Source organism: Micromonospora sp. WMMA1923 (genome assembly GCF_049179195.1).
Taxonomy (GTDB): Bacteria; Actinomycetota; Actinomycetes; order Mycobacteriales; family Micromonosporaceae; genus Micromonospora; species Micromonospora yangpuensis.
Window position 1 is genome coordinate 2,666,507 of record NZ_JBMHLZ010000001.1, and the last position, 16,358, is coordinate 2,682,864.

The following is a 16,358-nucleotide window of genomic DNA, read 5'->3' on the forward strand; positions in this document are numbered from 1 at the left end:
ACCCTCCCCCGTCCCCCGTAGAGCGGGCAGAAGACCGTCCTGCACCTGGGAGAGCAGATGTCACCGAGTGCCGCCGAACAACCGGACCCACCGTCGCTTGTCGACCGGACCCGCAGGTTCCTCGACGAGGCGGTGCGGCAGGACCTCGATCGGCTTCCCTCCTGGGTGCAGCGGGAGGTGGCCCGCGACTCGGACGTACGTGCCAGGGTCAAGCAGCTCGAGCAGGACTGGGCGAGCCGGGAGTTGTGGACGACCGGGATCGTCCAGGACCTGGTCGACCTGCGGCGGGCGCAGCTCAACCGGGCCACGCTGGACAGCGCGATCCAGGAGTCCATCAGCACACTCAACGATCAGGTGGCAGAGCAGATCGTCATCAAACAGCTCACGTACGGGCCTCCCGTGCCGACGCCCGCTCAGCAGTCAGCCACCGCAGCAGCAGCTGCCGCCGCCATGGACTGGTTCGCGCGGAGACACCCTGACACATCGCCGCCGGCCGCCGGGAACTCCTCCGCACCGGCGACGCCCCCGCCCCTCCCACCCGATCGCTCCGGTCGCCGCTGCGCCGACGGAAACGGCCCACGACGCTGACCAGCGGCCCGCCCCCATGCCCGTACCACTGCGCCCTCTCAACCAGCGACGAGAAGCCCCGTTGGGGGGACCCGCGTCCACGCCCACGCCTCCAACGCCCGCCGATCGATCAGCAGGATGTCGAGCTGCTGGGCGAGTCGCACCCCGTCGCCAGCGGTGAAAAACCCATTCGTCACGATCATGCACAACTGGCCGCCGTGGATGTCCCGACACGTTCCGGCGAAACGCTGGATCGCCGCGCTGCCCACCCGGTTGTGCAGGCTCTGTCGCTTGCACTGGACCACCACCCGACGCCCGTCGGGCGTCTTCGCCACGACGTCGGCACCCCGGTCCCCCGCGCCCCCGCGGACCTGGACGTCGCGGAACCCGGACGCCTCCATCAACCGGGCGAACCAGTGCTCGAACTCGGACCCGGTCATCCCGTCGGTGACGCCGATAGCCCGGTCCCGCTCAAGCTGCTCGGCCCGACGCTGCGCCCGCCGCCCCGCGCGAGCCCGCAGAACCGCGACAGCACCAGCGACGATCAGCAACAGCAGGAAGATCGACCAGTACGGGTGCCGCTGCACGAAGTTCAGCACCGCGAGCAGGAGCAGCACGACCAGCCCGGCCGCGCCCAGCCAGGGCACCATGCTGCCGGTGGTGGCCGCACCGGCCCGGCCACGACGCCGGGTCGCCCCCGTGGCACGCCGCCGCTTGCGGTGGTGGGCACGGACCCGGGCACCATCTCGACGGGTATGTGCTCTGACGTACGGCACGAGGCACCTCCAAGGGGAAACCTCATCCTGCCGTCCCCATCGGACAGAACGACCCCGCTCGCACCGCCGCTGTCAGCTATCCGTCACCCGTCGGGGCCCTTGAGGACAGGGCCGCCCGCACTACGCGAGCGCAGTACGGAACAGACGCCGGATCTCGGCGAAACGGAACCGCACTTTGGCCGGGTCACCCGTGCCCTGGGAGCGCGATGTCCAGGCAGTTCATCGAACCCCCAGCGGTACGTTACAGTCACTCGTTGTCACGAGTGTCCACAGAGGGGGCCCGCGTGCGGGAGCGGACGATTCTGCCCGATGTGGTCCGGCAGCGGCGGTGACCAACCCGCTGATCGCCGCGGCGGCAGAGACCGGACCCGCCCCCTGGGCCGGCGTCTGGATCCTGGAGGACATCGAGCTCATCCACACCGGCATCCGCGACGGCAACTGGATCGACGGCACCCTCGGCGTCATCAGCGCCAGCCTCGACAGCCTCGCCCTGGTCTCCGACCCCCCCGGCGCCCTCCTGCAGTACGGCATCGCCTGGGGCTTGCGGAGAAATAAGTAGTAGCTTCGCGTATTTTGGTTCGTTGATCTGGTATGTCGATAACGGCTGATGTTCAACGAGTGCTCGCGGTGAAGCTTGGGGTGATCCTGCCGCATCTGAATGAGCGGCAGCGTCGTCTGTTGTTGGCGGCGGAGGCCCGGTCGTTGGGCCGTGGTGGGATCCGTGTGGTGGCGCGGGTGGCGGGGGTCCGGGAAGCGACCGTCTCGGTGGGAATCGACGAGTTGGACGCGGGTGCGCCGGTGTTGGGTCGGGTGCGCCGGGTCGGCGGTGGCCGGAAACGGGCCGTGGAAAAGGATCCGGGTCTGTTGCCGGCGTTGATGGCGTTGGTCGAACCGGACGAGCGGGGAGATCCCATGTCGCCGTTGCGGTGGACGACCGCGTCGACTCGACGCCTCGCCGAGACACTGACCCGGCAGGGGCATCGGGTCAGCGCGGCCACCGTGGGTGGCCTGTTACGGGAGCAGGGGTTCAGTCTGCAGGCCAACGCCAAAATTTTGGAAGGCCATCGGCATCCGGATCGCGACGAGCAGTTCCGCTACCTCAACGAGCAGGTCAAACAGCACCAGCACACGACCGATCCGGTGATCAGCGTGGACGCGAAGAAGAAGGAACAACTCGGCGATTACGCCAACCCCGGCCGACAGTGGCGCCCACGCGGACAACCGACCGCCACACGCAGCCACGACTTCCCCGATCCAGACGCCGGCAGGGCGGTGCCCTACGGAATCTACGACCTGACCGGCAACAACGGCTGGGTCAACGTCGGCACCGACCACGACACCGCCACGTTCGCCGTCGAGTCGATCCGCCGCTGGTGGGACAACCGCGGCCGCCACGACCACCCACACGCCCGCCGGCTCCTGATCACCGCCGACGCCGGCGGCTCCAACAGCTACCGCAACCGCACCTGGAAAGCCGAACTAGCCACACTGGCAGCACAAACCGGCCTGACCATCACCGTCTGCCACCTCCCACCCGGCACCTCCAAATGGAACAAGATCGAACACCGACTCTTCTCCCACATCACCCACAACTGGCGCGGCCAACCCCTCACCAGCCACCACGTCGTCGTCCAGTACATCGCCGCGACCACCACCCGCACCGGACTCCACGTCCAAGCCCACCTCGACACCAACACCTACGACCTCGGCAAAACCGTCAGCAACCACCAACTAGCCGCACTCCCACTACACCCCCACCACTGGCACCCCGACTGGAACTACACCCTGCAACCCCCACCAACCGACCAACCCCCCACACCACCACGACCACCACGAACCCACCCCGACCTGACCTGGCTCCACCACCCCGCCCTCACCGGCCACACCCCCACCGACTGGAACGACCTCATCACCATCCTCACCGCCCTCCACCACCAACACCCCACCCGCCGCGGCCCCGCACCCACACTCACCACCGCCGACCAGCTCCTGATCACCACCCTCCACCACCGATTCCGCCTATCCCAGATCACCCTCGCCACCCTGACCGGCATCCGCGCCGACACCCTCAACCGCCACATCCAACACACCCGCCGACTACTCCAACGAGCCGGACACACCACCCCCACCACCACACACCGAATCCACACCCTCGACGCCCTCTACACCTACGCAGCCGAACACGGCGCCACCCCACCCACCACAACCAAACCCACGAGTTAAATATTTACAACTCCTGGCTCATCGAACACGTCAAACCCCTCACCGAAGCCCTCGACTGGCTCGCCGGCGACCCCGCCCAGATCACCGCCCACGCCCACACCTGGCGCAACACCGCCGCCAGCCTCCACGACGACGCCGCCGACCTCACCCGCGACACCCGCACCGACCTCACCGACTGGCACGGCCCCGCCGCCACCGCCTACCGCACCTGGGCCCACCAACAACACCAGGCCATCACCGGCCTCGCCCACGCCGCCGACACCCTCGCCACCATCACCGAAACCAGCGCTGGCCTCGTCGCCGCCGTCCGACTCCTCGTCCGCGACGCCATCGCCACCTGCGTCTCCCGCCTCACCGTGTACGCCATCGAACTCGTCGCCACCGCCGGCCTCGCCACCCCCCTCGTCATCGAACAGGTCACCACCCTCGTCGCCGCCTGGGCCGCCCGCATCAGCAAACTCCTCCGCGCCCTCATCACCAGCCTCCGCCACCTCATCCCCACCACCCGCCGCCTCGCCGACCTCATCAACAACCTCAAACAAGCACTCCAACGGCTGGGGTCAGCGCCAGCCGACGTCGATACTCTGAGCAGGGTACGTAGAAGAGGCGCCGGGCCACGAATGCCGATGAACCTTCAGTCGGTGCAGACGATCGCAAGCAAGTACCACATCGATATCTCTGACATCCAGGTCAGTATCAACAACAGAATGTCGGGCGTATGCGGGGTAACGAAACCGGACCAATCCGTCACGCTTTGCCGCGATGCTTTCCGCAGCGAAGAAGACTTGGCCCGTACCCTTGAACACGAACGCTTCCACGTCTCGGAGCTTCGGAGCGGCCTCCCCTACCCGACAGCCAAGCAGGCCGAGGCCTTCGAGGACCGTGCCTACATCCATGAGCAACAGTGGTGGGAGAATCAGCCCCAGCGACCTGACGGGAGCCGTTGATGGCGAGTTTCGACGACTGGCTTGAAGCCTACGATCACGTCTACCGTACTTCGCCAGGTTCATCCGATCTGCCCTGCCCGAACTGCGGCCGCTCCACGCTACGGCTCGTTTTCACGGGACCGCCCGACATGGACGTCGGATACGCCTCTTTCTGGTGTGACACCTGTCTGGAGGGCATCCACATCTCACGGGCCGTCATACCTGCCGGTGCCATCGTCCGCTCCCTGGCTACCGCAGCTGCCGAACGCGTACCTGCGGTTCCGGACTATCACCTCGCGGTTTGATCACCGCGCCAGGTTGTCGTCAGCGCTGAGGCGCTTTCGGGGAGCAGTGCGAGCACGTTCCCATTGCCGGGAAGAGGCCGATCGGTCACAGCCCCGCGACCAGCAGTCGCATCGACCGGATGGCCGACCGGATCTCCTGGAGGTAGTGGGCGGCGGTGAGGGCCGGACCGGGTCGGCCGTTCATCATGCCCGCCGGGTCGACACCGATCGTCTCCACCGCACAGCCGTACGGGATGCCGAGCACCCGGATCGCGTCGGCATGCTGGAACGGCACGAAATGCTCCGTGGTGACCAGCAGGACCCGCTGTCCCGGTCCCAGCCGCCCCACCGACTCCGCCCAGAAGGTGCAGGTGTCGGCGGTGTTGGCCCGACGCCCCGGGTCGGAGGAGGGCGCGGCGAGGACCCGGATCCGCGTACCCCCCGGCGTCCGGTACTCCCGGGTCCGGCAGGAGTCCTGCGGCCGGTCGGCCACCATCGCCCCGGAGTCGCCACCGCGCACCGCGTCGGGAAAGCTCGCGCGCACGGCGATGTCCATGGCGTCGAACTCGTCGCCGCACTCCCCCAGCGCCCACTCCACCGCCATCGCCCGCTCCGGCGCGGTCAGCGGCCGGAAGCTGCCCAGCCCGCAGACCTCCGGACTGTCGATACTCCCGTCCAGCAGCCCGGCCGCGTGACCGGCCCGCGCCAGGCAACCCCGCAGCAGCCCGCCGTGGATCAGCACGTGATCGTAGGCCCGCCCGTCGGGCAGGTCACGGTGGCGCAACCCGAGCGCGGCAGCCGCCGCCACCACCCGCGCGGTCACCTCCACCGAAAATTCCGTGGGTACGGCCGCAGCCCGCTCCCGGCCACGCCGGAAGTCCCAGTGCCGGGCCGAGATCTCCTCCAGCCCGGTCAACACCGCGCCGATGTCACCGGTGGGCCACCGCTGCCCGAAGCACTCCACCAGATCCCGCAGCGCGGTGGAGGTCACCCAGTCGGTGATCTCCGCACGCAGGGTGTCGACGTCCGACTCGGCCCGTCCCCGCCACTGCGGCAGCCCCACCCGCACCCCGTTGACCATCAGCGCTACCTCTCGGATCGTCCCGTCCTCGGACACGAAGATCCAAAATACCCAAGCAGCTCACTCAGACCGACCTACCACGTCGCGCCCCGCTGGACCACCCGAAGCACTCGCCGGTCCACCCTCCCCACGCCCCCGCGAGGTGCCCGCCACCGGCTGACGGCCCCGACCCCGGCCCGATCGCCGCCCGTTGTGACACTCACCGAGCGCCGTGGGGCACCACCGTCACAGATGTCCCACAACAACCAGGATGTTGTCCCCACCTGTCCGCCCGAGACCACTACAACCAGGAAGCTGTCGCCTGCCGGCGCTGCCGGAGCGTCAGGGCTCGCGCGTCCACAGTCGAGGGTCGTTCACGAAGACGCCCTTGCCCTGGTGCCGCCGAATCACCCGCAACGCCTCCAGCCGGACGTAGACCATCTGGATCGTGGTGGTCCCGACGGCGTTGTCCGCCGCCAGTTGGGCGATCGAGGGCAGCTTCTCCCCGGGATTGAGCTGTTTGCTCTTGACGGCGGCGACGATGTCCTCGGCGATACGTATGTAGTCAGGGGTCGAAGGCATGGCGCTCCTCGGGAGTCGGCGCAGGCTGTCGTCCGCCCAGCCGAGGTATGCAGGTTTGGCCGAGCGAGGTTCAAGGTTCGCGCATCCACAGCCGGGGATCGTTCACGAACACGCCCTTGCCCTGGTGCCGCCGAATCACCCGCAACGCCTCCAGCCGCACGTAGGCCAACTGGACGGTCCCGTAGCTGACCCCGTAGCGCTTGCGGGTCTCGTCGACCGAGGGCAGGCGGTCACCTGGCTTGAGCCTGCCGGCCTGCACGTCGGTGATGACGTCGTCGGCGATGCGTAGATATCCGGCTGACTCGGGCATGTCACTCCTCGCGTGGCAACCCGATTCGACCACAACCAAAACATCTCCACAAAGTTCTTTGACTTCACCATGTTCCCTAGTTATGTTTACCGAGAGTCGTCCTCGCGTGGCAACGGGTACGGCTCACCCCCTCCGGTCGGGGCGGGTGCGTGCGTCGTGCCCGTACCCGTTCCGGCCGCTCAGGGCTGGCCGTGTGGTCGTACCGCCGATTGGGGCTGCGACGGCGTGGCCGGCGGGGCCGTCCGCAGCCGGCGGTGGACGGCCCCGCCTCCACCCCACCGCGTCACGTCCCGCGCTCCCCCATGCTCCGGAAAGGATCGTCGTGGCTCAGGTGTACCGCTCCGGCCAGCCCCTCGGGACCGGCCGGCCGGCCCGGCTGACGCCCCGCGAGGTGCGCTACCGGCGGTTCGAGCCGCGGTGGCGCGGCCTCGACCCCGCCGAGGTACGCGACTTCCAGGCCAGGCTGGCCGACGAGCCGGCCGCCCTGCACGAGGAGGTACGGCTGCTCGGTCAGGAGAACGATCGGCTCAAGCGGGCGCTGCGGGACTGGCAGACCATGCACGCCCGGGAGTGTCGCCCGCCGGAGGAGTTCACCCCGCCCCACCAGGGCCGCTGGTGAGTGGTGCGCCGACCCCGGCCCGCCCGCGCCCCGGTGACCTGCTGATCGTGGACCGTCGGGCCTCGGTGCAGTTCGCCGGGGCCCGCGCCCTCATCTTCCGCGTCGTCTCCGTCAGCGACCAGCCGACGTACCACGGCTGGGTCTGGCTGACCGGCTACGTCGTCGACCAGGCGGGCCTGGCCACCGCCAAACGCGAGATCTACGTCCAGTTCGCCGGCCTCCGCCCCGCCGCACCGCCACCCCTACCGACGCAGAGCAGGCGACGAGCCACCGACACGCTCGGCCCAACGCCCCACAAGACCCGTGCCGTCGATTAGCATCAATCGATAAAGCAGGGCACCCCCGTCTACCTAACGGACGGAAGATGCGACTACTGCGGGCCGACGGCGACACCGAGATCGAACGCACACTGGCACCGGCCGTCCTGGCCAGAGATGGCCTGGTGTTGGTCAAACAGTGCGCCGTGGCGGAGTTGACCGAGTTTCTCCAATCCTGGACTCGCCCCTTCAAGCATCCACACGAAACCAGAGCGGGGCTGACCGTCATCAGGGCCAGCCGTGGGGCCAGCGGATCGGCCAATCTGGCCGCGTTCTCCTGCGCCGCGCTGCGTCCACACACCGATCGCAGCCTTCATCCACGACCACCGGCAATCGTGGCCAGCGTGATGGTGCAACCCGCCTCGGTGGGCGGCCACGCCCTACTGGTAGACGGGGCGACTCTCTCTGCGTCTCTTGTGGACCGTTGTGGTTCTGCAACCGTCGCACGGTTGCGTCTGACGGATGCCAACGGCAGAGTCGGCCCGGTGATTGCGACGCTCGACTCCGACGGGCTCGCCCAGTTTCGGTACCGTGACGATGAGATCGCCCATCCGGACGGGCCGACCGACGCGGTGATGGCGCTACGGCAGCTCATCGCGCAGACCACGCGGCAGCTGACACTGCAGGTGGGCGAGGGCTACATTCTGCACAACCACCGGATCCTGCACGGTCGCACCGCCTTCACCGGTAGCCGCCAACTCATCCGGTTGCTCGGCACTGTCGACGACGATCACCCACACGCGTGGTTGAACCAAGGATTCCCGAGTGCGTACGCCTAGACCTCGGCAGTCTTCGCGCCGCCAGCCTGAGCACGTTGCCCTCACCACCGCCCTGGCCGGCGTGCCCGCCCCGGCGGACCGAGACTTTCCCCTGGCGATTCGGGCGGCCATCGAGCCCTTTCCGGACCCGGAGGCCGGCCTGCAGCGCATCGTCGACGACACCTCCGTCCGCCGACGGCTGCGCTTCGCCGCTCTGTACGCGCTCCTGCTCCGCCTTCGACAGGAGGAACGGGCCGGCGAGTACGCAAGCACGGTCCGCCGGTACGAGGACGAATTCGCCGACGAGCCGTACTTCCACACCTTCCGGGCCATCGTGGCTCGGACGCGCGGCGATCTCGCGTCCCTGCGCAGCGCGGTCGAATACTCCCGACAGGCGGTCGCCGCGATGCCGAAGGTGGCAGCGGTCGTGCACCAGCTCGCAGCCTTCTGGGTCGAGTATCTGGAGCGCCTGGAGAGTCCCGACGGCGGCGTCCGGGACCTTGACGAGGTGGAACGTAACGTCGACCGTGCGATCACCCTGTCCCAAGGCCGAGTAGCACACTACTTCGAGACGAAAGGCCGGGTGCTGGCGTTGCGTGGTGAGTTCGAGGCCGCGCGCTCGGCGGTCTCCCAGGCGATCGAGCTGGAGCCGCGCTCCTCCCGCGACCATCTACGCCGGATAACTCAGTACCAAACCACCCGGGTACGCATCGATCTTCTCGAGGAACGGGCCCGCTGGGCGCAGGCGCACTCCCGGTTCCGCACCGAACTCACCGAGTTCAAGGTGCAGCAGTTGCAGCTTCTCGGTCTGCTGGCCGCAGTCGTGGCCTTTCTCGCCACCGCCAGCAACCTGGCCGGGCAGGTGCGAGGCGTGGACGGCATCCGTCTGCTCCTCGTGGCGTCCGGTGCGATCGGCATCGTGTTCGGTACCTTTTCTCTGGTCAACAACAGCAGAGTCGGCCGGGTGGCCACTGCTGTCCTGTTCAGTTGTGGGCTGATCGGGATGGGTGTTTTCCTGCCGGTGACCTGGATGTCGTAAGAGACGGACCAGTGATGAGAGTGCGGGACTCGATCACCACCCCTGGTGGCACACGCCCGAACGAGGATCGGGTCGGTTACCGAGGCACCCTGGCCTGGGTGACCGACGGAGCCACCGATCTTTACCACGACGCCGTCCTGCCCGCCGAGAGCGACGTCCAATGGCTCGTCGACACCGTCGACGAGCTACTTGCCCAGGCAGGAGCCGGCCACTACCGGGGTCCGGCGGCAGCATTACTGAGCACGATCGCCGACGAGGTGGCCCGGCGACAGATCACGCTCGGCTTTCCCGACGAACGCGTGCCACCTGCCTGTTCCATCGTCCTCTGCGTCGACCAGGGCACGCATTACAACATCGGTCGCATCGGCGACGCCACCGCTGTCGTCACCGGTGCGGAATCCGCCGTACTCGCCACGGGGTACTTCGACCGGCGGGAGGCCACGGCCGTCGCCGCCGGTGGCGTGGACCGGGCGGAGGTGACCCGCGCCATGCACCAGCGGCGACTGCACACCATGGCTGCCGGGGACGTCGAATCTGTCTTCTCCGGGCATCCCCGCCGGGCCCTGCGCCCGTACAGCGTCGTCGGTCGGTGGGGCGTGGACACCGCCATCCTGCTCTGCACCGACGGATTCGCGCGGCTTGTCACCGACTACCACATCTGTGCCGACTGGCCGAAGGTTGTCGAGGTGAGCCTCCGGCAGGGCCTGGCATACCTGGAAAAACTCATCCGGGACGCCGAGGCCGCCCCCGGTGGCAGGGCTGGTCGGTTCAAACGCGCCGACGATGTCGCCGCCGTGTTGCTCCGACACGGCTGAATCTGGAAGGAATCCGATGACCGAACGTCCGCCATATCTGGTGCAGCGCGGCCCCGGGTACGTCGAGTACCAGCTTCCGATCTCGGTGAAGCTGGTCGTGGACCACCACGGTCGGGTGCCGCTGCTCCGCAACGAACGCGACGAGTGGGAGCTGCCCGGCGGCAAGCTGGAGGTCGGCGAGACGCCCGAGGACGGGGTCTGCCGGGAGGTCGCGGAAGAGCTCGGGCTGACCGTCACCACCGTCGACATCGTCGACACCTGGGTCTACGAGATCACGCCGACCCGACACGTCTTCATCGTCAGTTACGGGACCCGGTACCTCGGCGAGGAACCGCTCGTCTACTCCGCCGAGCACAAGGAGTTGGGCGTCTTCTCCTACGACGAGGTGCCGGCCCTGCGCATGCCCGAGCCGTACAAGCGGACCATCGCCCGCTGGCGGGACCGCCTCCAGGTGGGTTGACCGGTTGCCTCAGCCGGCGGTAGCGGGCGAGTGGGGCGGTGACGGCACGGTGTGATCGTCATCCACCGGCCCTCTCGCATTCCGCCGATCCTGGCCGCCGCCCGCCCGGCGACGTCGTGGCGACGCCAGGCAGGCGGCCCCGAGCTACACCCGGCCCGGCCCGCTCCGACCACCCTGGCCGGAGGCCGGCCCGCCGAACTGACCACCCGCCGGGCGGTACGGCACGTGCCCGCCGGGCTGCCGTCGGGTCGACGCCCTGCTGAGCAGTTTTTCCGCCGTGGCGTGCCTGGGTAGGCTTCGGTCGCCGCGGGGACGGTTGAAGGTGTCGATCGCGGCCTGGACCGTCTGACCGAGCGTCGTCTGCGCGCTACCGGCCTTCTCCAGGTGCTTCCGCATCTCCTGGAGGTAGTAGACGTTCCGGCGGTCCCGCTCCCTGGGCTCCAGCGGCAGGTCCCCCGTGACCGCCTCGTCTTCGGCCTCGTAGCCCTCCGTCGGTTTGTCACCGAGGTTGAGCTGGCCGACCAGCTCGTCGACCTTCGCCCGCGTCTCGGGATCCAGCGGGTTCAGTCCCCGCCGGAAGCCGATGACGACCTCCTTGACCCCCTCGTGGAAGCTGCGGCCCGACGGTTGGGGCTGCGGCTGCGGTGACTGCATGGTGGCGGCCTGGCTGACCTGTGGGGCGTCCCAGTCGGTGACGTCGAACGTGGGCAGGTCAGGTGGGGGTGGGCGGCATCTCGGGACTCCCTCGTGACGGATGCTGGCGCCGTCACTACGCGCGCCCACCGGTGACGGTTCAGTCACCGGTGGGCGCGGTAGCTCACACCCCGACGGCCGCCAGGATCGCATCCCGGGAGGCGGTGACCTCGGTGCGCAACTGGGCCGGGTCCACCCCCACCAGCTCACCCGCGGCCTTGCGGACCCGGCCCGCCACCAGCACCGTCTCGATGTTGCGGGCGTCCGCGCCGAGGACCAGGGTGCCGACGGCGTCGTTGAGCGGCATGGTGTTGACGGCCGCGGCGTCGACCACGATCAGGTCCGCCTGCCGGCCCGGGGTGAGCGAGCCGGTCACCTCGCCCAGACCGTTGGTACGGGCACCCTGCCGGGTGGCGAAGTCCAGCACGTCCCGAGTGGTGATCCGCTCCGGCACCGCGTCGGTGCCGTAGGCGGCGTTGACGGCGCGCATCCGCTGGATGGTGTGCAGGGTCCGCATCTGGGTGAACATGTCGCTGGCCAGGGCCACCTCGACGTCGATGCTGAGGCCGGGGCGGACGCCGACGGCGAGCGCCTCGTCGACCGCCGGGACCGCGGTCTCCAGGCCGATCTGGGCGTCCGAGGTCGGTGCCAGCGAGACGGTCGTACCGGTGTCGGCGATCGCCCGCCACGCGTCGGCGCTGAGCCCGGTGGCGTGGATCAGCGTCACCTGCGGGCCGAGCAGGCCGTCGCCGGCCCAGCGCAGGATCGCCGCCGACGAGGCCGCGCCGAAGACCGCGTCGATGCTGACGCCGATATCCAGGTCGCGGGCGACGGCGGCCAGTTCCCGACCGTACGCCGGTCGGGGTCCGGCGATCTCGTCGGTCGCCAGGGCCGCCAGCCGCAGGGTGACCAGCTCACCACCACCACCGTGGTACGCGGTGTGCAGCCGACCCAGGTCGGCGGGCCACTGCCGGTCCCAGTCGCCGAAGTGCGGGCCCATCGAGGCGTGCACGCCCCGGATACCGGTGTCCAACAGGGCCTGGACGGCGGCGTCGGAGTGGGCGGCGGTGCGCGAGTTGTGCGAGAAGTCGAGCATCGTGGTGATGCCGGCGTCGAGCGCGGTCAACGCGGCCAGCCGGGTGCCGACGTACATGTCGTGCGGGGAGTACGCCGGGGCGATCCGGCCGAGGGTCGACGTCACGTACGCGCCCAGGTCCCCCACGTCGGGGATGCTGCGGCGCAACTGGGCCTGCCAGGCATGCCGGTGGGTGTCGACGAGACCGGGGGCGACGATCCGGTCGGTGGTGTCAACGATCTCGGCGGTGGCGGCACCCGGATGGGAGGTGAGGTCGGTTCCGACGGCGACGATCCGGTCGCCGTCGACCAGCACGTCGCCACGGGCCAGGTCACCGACGGTGGGGTCCATGGTGACGACGGCGCCACCGGTGAAGAGCATCATGGTCGGTCTCCTATGGTCGTCACTTGCGGTGCAGGACGTAGCCGGCGTGGTGCAGCACCCCGTCGACGAACTCGCCGTACGCCCAGAAGCCCAGGTCGTCGAGGTAGACGATCCGGTCACCGGTGATCCAGAACGAACCCTGGTACGCGTGCGGCCGGCCGCCGCGGGTCTCGTCGTACCGGCCGTCGGCGGTCAACTCCTGGTGCAGGAAGCCGCTCTCGTCGATCCACATCCCGAGGTGGGGGCTCGTCACCTGGCGGGGCTGCCCCGACTCGCGGGCCACCGGGGGTTCGGTGACCAGGCGGCGGCCGTTGAGCGCGTGGAACCGGCCGTCGACGACGACGGCGGCGGCCTGCTCGTACCGCCAGACGAGCCGGTGCAGCGCGGAGGTCCCGGCGGGGGCGGCGGTGAGCACCGCGAAGGTGGCCGGGTTGCCGGGGGTCAGGGTGCCGACCCGGTCGGCGGCCCGGCTGCGCAGGCCGGCGAGGGCGACGCCGTCGGTGACGCCGGGCACGATGGTCAGGCCGGTGCAGTCCACGACGATGGCGTTGTCGTCGCCGGCGGCGGTGTGCAGGCCGGGGCCGACCCCGACCACGACGGCACCGCCGAGCAGCAGGTCCGCGCCGGTGAGGTCACCGATGAGCGGGTCGAGGGTGTGGATGGTCGCGTTGACGAAGAGCAGCGGCCGATGGTCGGCGGCGGCGATCTCGGTCAGGACGTTCTCGTCGAGCGGGGTCATGCCTCCACCCTCGGTGGGGCGGCCGGGACCGACCAGGGCGGACTGTTCCGGGGTGTGACGCACCCTGGCTGCCGGCGTCGCGTCCCGCCTACCGTGGGCGGTATGGCGGTCACCGTACTGGGGAGTTTCCTCACCGCCCGGCGGGCCCGGCTCCGGCCGGAGGACGTCGGGTTGGTCTCGCACCGCGCCCGCCGGGTGGCGGGCCTGCGCCGGGAGGAGGTCGCGGTGCTCGCCGGGGTGAGCGCCGACTACTATGCCCGGCTGGAACAGGGCCGGGAGCGGCACCCGTCGGCGTCGGTGCTGGGTGGGATCGCCCGCGCGCTGGACCTCGACGCCGACGCCCGGGAGCACCTGTTCCGGTTGGCCGGGGTACCGCTCGACAACCCGCCGGCGGCGGCCGTGGAGCACGTCGATGCGGGGCTGCGGCAGCTGCTCGACGCCTGGCCGGACCTGCCCGCGATCGTCCTCAACCGGCGGTTGGACCTGCTGGCCCACAACGCGATCGCGGGGGCGTTGTTCGCCGACTTCGCCGACACCGCCAACCTGGCCCGGATGACCTTTCTCGACCCTACCGGGCCGGTCTTCTTCGTCGACTGGCAGCGGGCCGCCGAGACGTGTGTGGCGAACCTGCGGCTCGCCCACGGGCACGACCCGACCGACCGGCGTACCGCTGAACTCGTCGCCGAGCTGGAATCGGCGAGCGGGACGTTCCGCCGGCTGTGGCGGCGCCACGACGTGCGGGGCAAGACCCACGAGGCGAAGACCTTCCGACACCGCGCGGTCGGCAAGCTGACGCTGGCGTACACCGCGTTCGATGTCCGTGGGACGACCGGCCAGCAGGTGATCGTCTACCGCGCGCAGCCACACAGCCGGGACGCCGACGCGCTACGACTGCTCACCATGCTGGCCGCCGCGCCCCGGCTCGACGCCGGGTCGACGCGCTCCGACGATCTGCCCCGGCGGCACCGGTGACGGCTGCGACGACGTCCCGGCCTCCGGTGTCGGCGCCGCCAGGACAGCCCCGCTGACCGCTTGGCCTGCGGGAGGCATCGCGAACTCCCACCCGAAACAGTGAAGGGAACTGACATGACCACCTCGAACAGGCGGGCCCTGCTGCTCTCGGCCTCCATCGCCACCGGGGCCGCGCTGGGGCTCTCGACCACCGCCAGTCCCGGCCACGCCGGCCCGCCCGGTACTCCCGACGGCAGTCCCGGCGGTGGTCGGGGCCGGGGCCGCGAGGAGCGCAACCGGCAGCTCGTCATGGCCGCCTTCGCCCGGCAGAACAGCGGTGGCAGCTTCTACGACATCCTCGCCGACGACGTGCGGTGGAGCATCGTCAACGGCCGGACCTACGACAGCAGGGCGGAGTTCCTCGCGGAGGGCTCCGCACCGATCCTCGACCGGCTCAGGACCATCCTGCGCATGCGCCCCCTGCAGGTCTGGACCGACGGGGACACGGTGATCGTCCACTTCGAGGCCGACGCCGTCGCCCTGGACGGCCTGGCGTACCACAACGAGTACTGCTGGATCCTGCGGATGCGGGCGAACCAGGTGTTCCGGGTGCATGCCTTCCTCGACATGGTGGCCGTCGCGAACCTCGTCGACCGGGTGAAACTCCCCGCCGGACGGTAGCCCGGCGGGTCTGCGGCGGGTCAGCGGGCGGGTCAGCGGGCGGCGGTGAGGCTGGCGCAGTCGGTCTCGTCGGGCAGCAGGGGGCGGAAGGTCAGCGTCCAGCGCCTGCCGTCCGAGATCCACCCGGTGGCCGCGTTGGCCCCGGCAGCGGCCTGCCGTACCTGCTCCAGCGCGGCCCCGGTGACCGTCACGCAGCCCAGGTCGCCGCTCGGTCCGATCTCCTGCCCGGGCAGGCCCGGACCGGGCCAGGCGAGGACCTGCGGTGCCGCGATTCCCTCAGGCTCGACCCACGGCTGCGCGACGACCGCCAGCCCGGTCGCCTGGTACGCGGTCGTCTCGACCGGCTCAGCACCGCCGACGGTCGGCGGCGTGGCCGGCGGGGCATCGCCGACGGTGGGCGGCGTGACCGGCGGGGCACCCTCGACAGCAGCCGGTGTGGTCAGCGACTCCGCGAAGGTCCGCAGTCGCTGGCGGGCCTGGCGTTGCGCGGCGGTCAGCTCGGTCTCCGCCTCCGGCCCGGCCAGCAGCGCCTCGACCTCGGTCTCCTCGACGCCGGTGGCACCGGACAGTTGGAACCTGGTGGTGGGCAGGTCGGTGACGTTCGGGCTGCCCAGGTCGGCGGCGCTGCCCACCCCGGCGGCACGGGCCCGCTCGACCAGGTCGGCCACCTGATCGGCACCGATCGTGGCCACCTGGACGTTCGGCAGGGCCGGGCCGGGGTAGATCTCGATCTGCGGCCCCTCGGTGATCACCCGTCCGTCGCCGTACACGCTGACAGTGGGCAGCCGGGTCAGCATCATCGTCGGGGTCACGAAGCCGCCCACCTGGTCCACCCGCAGCACCACCGCGTCCGCCGGGTACGCCGGCGGCCCACCGTCCGCGCCCCCACCGGCGTCGTCCCGCGCGGCACAGGCCACGGTGGTCAGCAGCAGGGGCAGGAGCACCACGACGGGTACGGCGGGAAGCTTCGTCATGCCTCCTGGGACGTCGGCGGCTGCCGAACCGTTCCGTCCGATCCCTCGAAACCGCCCGCCATCCTGCGTCGCCGCGCGCCCCGTTCTCGCCGCACCTCGCCACCTTCGCCGCTAACCGCCACCTC

Annotated in this window: 22 protein-coding genes; 13 read left to right on the forward strand and 9 right to left on the reverse strand. The window is 70.0% G+C overall.

Going from position 1 to position 16,358, the window contains the following annotated elements; genetic code table 11:
* Nucleotides 1–57: 57 nt before the first annotated feature.
* Nucleotides 58–588, forward strand: coding sequence for a hypothetical protein (locus ACN28G_RS11985; RefSeq protein WP_421479129.1), 531 nt, complete (start codon nucleotides 58–60; stop codon nucleotides 586–588).
* Nucleotides 589–626: 38 nt separating this feature from the next.
* Here the strand turns inward: ACN28G_RS11985 and ACN28G_RS11990 are convergent, their stop codons facing one another.
* Nucleotides 627–1,217, reverse strand: a complete 591-nt coding sequence (locus ACN28G_RS11990) for a restriction endonuclease (protein ID WP_091438836.1) — start codon at nucleotides 1,215–1,217, stop codon at nucleotides 627–629.
* A 454-nt stretch (nucleotides 1,218–1,671) separates the two neighbouring features.
* On the opposite strand from ACN28G_RS11990, the gene ACN28G_RS11995 reads away from it, so the two are divergent.
* Together ACN28G_RS11995 and ACN28G_RS12000 are read left to right on the forward strand one after the other, a co-directional pair.
* A complete protein-coding gene (locus ACN28G_RS11995) occupies nucleotides 1,672–1,902 on the forward strand; it encodes a hypothetical protein (protein ID WP_421479130.1) in 231 nt (76 codons plus the stop codon).
* A gap of 32 nt (nucleotides 1,903–1,934) precedes the next feature.
* On the forward strand, nucleotides 1,935–3,566 hold the full coding sequence (locus ACN28G_RS12000) for an ISAzo13 family transposase (RefSeq protein ID WP_421479131.1): 1,632 nt from the start codon (nucleotides 1,935–1,937) through the stop codon (nucleotides 3,564–3,566).
* Here ACN28G_RS12000 and ACN28G_RS12005 read toward each other — a convergent pair.
* Nucleotides 3,563–4,108: a hypothetical protein gene (locus tag ACN28G_RS12005; RefSeq protein ID WP_421479132.1), complete on the reverse strand. Its 546-nt coding sequence runs from the start codon at nucleotides 4,106–4,108 to the stop codon at nucleotides 3,563–3,565. The two genes, ACN28G_RS12000 and ACN28G_RS12005, sit on opposite strands and share 4 nt — an antisense overlap.
* A gap of 99 nt (nucleotides 4,109–4,207) precedes the next feature.
* Here ACN28G_RS12005 and ACN28G_RS12010 point away from each other — a divergent pair, with 99 nt between their 5' ends.
* Together ACN28G_RS12010 and ACN28G_RS12015 are read left to right on the forward strand one after the other, a co-directional pair.
* Complete coding sequence (locus ACN28G_RS12010; RefSeq protein ID WP_421479133.1) at nucleotides 4,208–4,513, forward strand: hypothetical protein; 306 nt, start codon at nucleotides 4,208–4,210, stop codon at nucleotides 4,511–4,513.
* On the forward strand, nucleotides 4,513–4,797 hold the full coding sequence (locus tag ACN28G_RS12015; RefSeq protein WP_091438838.1) for a hypothetical protein: 285 nt from the start codon (nucleotides 4,513–4,515) through the stop codon (nucleotides 4,795–4,797). The genes ACN28G_RS12010 and ACN28G_RS12015 overlap by 1 nt, the downstream gene beginning before the upstream one ends.
* Nucleotides 4,798–4,882: 85 nt before the next feature.
* Here the strand turns inward: ACN28G_RS12015 and ACN28G_RS12020 are convergent, their stop codons facing one another.
* From ACN28G_RS12020 to ACN28G_RS12030, 3 genes are all read right to left on the reverse strand, one after another.
* A complete protein-coding gene (locus ACN28G_RS12020) occupies nucleotides 4,883–5,893 on the reverse strand; it encodes a hypothetical protein (protein WP_421479134.1) in 1,011 nt (336 codons plus the stop codon).
* Nucleotides 5,894–6,178: 285 nt separating this feature from the next.
* On the reverse strand, nucleotides 6,179–6,418 hold the full coding sequence (locus ACN28G_RS12025) for a winged helix-turn-helix domain-containing protein (protein WP_421479135.1): 240 nt from the start codon (nucleotides 6,416–6,418) through the stop codon (nucleotides 6,179–6,181).
* Between the two features lie 70 nt (nucleotides 6,419–6,488).
* Nucleotides 6,489–6,728: a winged helix-turn-helix domain-containing protein gene (locus ACN28G_RS12030; protein WP_091438848.1), complete on the reverse strand. Its 240-nt coding sequence runs from the start codon at nucleotides 6,726–6,728 to the stop codon at nucleotides 6,489–6,491.
* Nucleotides 6,729–7,050: 322 nt separating this feature from the next.
* On the opposite strand from ACN28G_RS12030, the gene ACN28G_RS12035 reads away from it, so the two are divergent.
* From ACN28G_RS12035 to ACN28G_RS12060, 6 genes are all read left to right on the forward strand, one after another.
* Nucleotides 7,051–7,347: a DivIVA domain-containing protein gene (locus ACN28G_RS12035; protein WP_421479136.1), complete on the forward strand. Its 297-nt coding sequence runs from the start codon at nucleotides 7,051–7,053 to the stop codon at nucleotides 7,345–7,347.
* A complete protein-coding gene (locus ACN28G_RS12040; protein WP_421479137.1) occupies nucleotides 7,344–7,664 on the forward strand; it encodes a hypothetical protein in 321 nt (106 codons plus the stop codon). The genes ACN28G_RS12035 and ACN28G_RS12040 overlap by 4 nt, the downstream gene beginning before the upstream one ends.
* 47 nt (nucleotides 7,665–7,711) lie before the next feature.
* Entirely contained in the window at nucleotides 7,712–8,443 is a 732-nt protein-coding gene (locus ACN28G_RS12045; protein ID WP_421479138.1) for a TauD/TfdA family dioxygenase, read from the forward strand.
* Nucleotides 8,430–9,461: a hypothetical protein gene (locus ACN28G_RS12050; RefSeq protein ID WP_421479139.1), complete on the forward strand. Its 1,032-nt coding sequence runs from the start codon at nucleotides 8,430–8,432 to the stop codon at nucleotides 9,459–9,461. The genes ACN28G_RS12045 and ACN28G_RS12050 overlap by 14 nt, the downstream gene beginning before the upstream one ends.
* Before the next feature lie 98 nt (nucleotides 9,462–9,559).
* A complete protein-coding gene (locus ACN28G_RS12055) occupies nucleotides 9,560–10,276 on the forward strand; it encodes a hypothetical protein (RefSeq protein ID WP_229688340.1) in 717 nt (238 codons plus the stop codon).
* A 16-nt stretch (nucleotides 10,277–10,292) separates the two neighbouring features.
* Nucleotides 10,293–10,736 (forward strand): NUDIX hydrolase, encoded by a 444-nt coding sequence (locus ACN28G_RS12060; protein WP_091438856.1) that lies wholly within the window; start codon nucleotides 10,293–10,295, stop codon nucleotides 10,734–10,736.
* Between the two features lie 144 nt (nucleotides 10,737–10,880).
* Here the strand turns inward: ACN28G_RS12060 and ACN28G_RS12065 are convergent, their stop codons facing one another.
* From ACN28G_RS12065 to ACN28G_RS12075, 3 genes are read right to left on the reverse strand one after another with little or no spacing between them, the layout of a single operon-like run.
* Nucleotides 10,881–11,537: a hypothetical protein gene (locus ACN28G_RS12065; protein WP_421479140.1), complete on the reverse strand. Its 657-nt coding sequence runs from the start codon at nucleotides 11,535–11,537 to the stop codon at nucleotides 10,881–10,883.
* Between the two features lie 16 nt (nucleotides 11,538–11,553).
* Complete coding sequence (locus tag ACN28G_RS12070) at nucleotides 11,554–12,888, reverse strand: amidohydrolase family protein (protein ID WP_421479141.1); 1,335 nt, start codon at nucleotides 12,886–12,888, stop codon at nucleotides 11,554–11,556.
* A gap of 19 nt (nucleotides 12,889–12,907) precedes the next feature.
* On the reverse strand, nucleotides 12,908–13,627 hold the full coding sequence (locus tag ACN28G_RS12075) for an Atu4866 domain-containing protein (protein WP_421479142.1): 720 nt from the start codon (nucleotides 13,625–13,627) through the stop codon (nucleotides 12,908–12,910).
* A gap of 102 nt (nucleotides 13,628–13,729) precedes the next feature.
* Between ACN28G_RS12075 and ACN28G_RS12080 the strand changes: the two genes are divergently transcribed.
* Nucleotides 13,730–14,599, forward strand: a complete 870-nt coding sequence (locus ACN28G_RS12080; RefSeq protein ID WP_091438864.1) for a helix-turn-helix domain-containing protein — start codon at nucleotides 13,730–13,732, stop codon at nucleotides 14,597–14,599.
* A 114-nt stretch (nucleotides 14,600–14,713) separates the two neighbouring features.
* Nucleotides 14,714–15,259: a nuclear transport factor 2 family protein gene (locus ACN28G_RS12085; RefSeq protein WP_139135685.1), complete on the forward strand. Its 546-nt coding sequence runs from the start codon at nucleotides 14,714–14,716 to the stop codon at nucleotides 15,257–15,259.
* A 32-nt stretch (nucleotides 15,260–15,291) separates the two neighbouring features.
* Here the strand turns inward: ACN28G_RS12085 and ACN28G_RS12090 are convergent, their stop codons facing one another.
* Nucleotides 15,292–16,233 (reverse strand): hypothetical protein, encoded by a 942-nt coding sequence (locus ACN28G_RS12090; RefSeq protein WP_421479143.1) that lies wholly within the window; start codon nucleotides 16,231–16,233, stop codon nucleotides 15,292–15,294.
* Between the last annotated feature and the right edge of the window lie 125 nt (nucleotides 16,234–16,358).